Below are 840 nucleotides of genomic sequence, written 5' to 3'. Positions count from 1 at the left end.
GGTTGTAAAGCTGCAATAGTAAGCGTCCTTTCGAGCAGCTACGCAAAAATCATAATCTTGCGCCAAATTGATCACTTTAAATTCTACGTTCATCCCTAATCCTAAAGTGAATAGCGCCTAACGCCCGCCTAAGGGGCTGGCAACGCATGACCACTAAACTCAAACACAACAACTGCAACCACCGCAGCTCATTGGGACTGGAAACGCCGCGCGTTGACAGTCCCTTTGAGGCGTTTGTTAGCTTCGTAGCCCATTGTTTACCAATGATTTTTAAACAAATTTGCTTGAAATGCATTTTACGCAAAAGCATCACTCAAACACACGTCCAACACCAAAAGCTGTGAAGTGAGCAGCCAAAACTCGCAGCGATCAAGGTTAAGTTGGCCACTTACCGAATTTCCGACAAAGAAAGCGCGATTTCAGCGACAATGCAGCCTTTGTGAAACGAAACTTTCCGTGTGGAGCATCCAACAACATTGAAGCATCGAAACTTGATGGTTTTCAGCGACTTTGAAACTGCTGAGCATTCAACACTTTCTACCAAGTCAGAATCCGACAAACTCGAAAGCCAACTTGTGCAATTTGAACGCTAAAAGCTGATTTTTCAGAACGATTGAGTTTGGATTTTGATGATTCCAGCCTTTAAGAAGCTAACGCCCGGTTAAGGGGCAGCCAACGCCATTACCAAGCTTCCGCATAACACCGTAACCACAAAAACCAACGCATGATAAAAATGCCGCGCGTTGGCTGTCCCTCTTGAACCGTTTGTTATGTTTAAGCTTCAATGACTTACGTTTTACCAAAACCAAGATTAACTCGTTTTTGACTGACAAACAAAAG

At 43.9% G+C, this 840-nt stretch carries 1 protein-coding gene and 1 pseudogene; both read right to left on the bottom strand.

The annotated features are described in order from the left end of the window. Nucleotides 1-296: 296 nt before the first annotated feature. Nucleotides 297-467, bottom strand: a pseudogene (locus tag UF06_RS26445) (DUF645 family protein). A 183-nt stretch (nucleotides 468-650) separates the two neighbouring features. Further along, nucleotides 651-840, bottom strand: a 190-nt coding sequence (locus UF06_RS28460; RefSeq protein ID WP_206778256.1) for a hypothetical protein, incomplete at its 5' end; no start/stop codon positions are given.

The sequence above is a fragment of the Vibrio sp. S234-5 genome, assembly GCF_000960595.1.
Classification (GTDB): domain Bacteria; phylum Pseudomonadota; class Gammaproteobacteria; order Enterobacterales; family Vibrionaceae; genus Vibrio.
Note: the sequence above shows the minus strand (reverse complement) of the source record. Positions and strands in the feature narration are given on the sequence as shown.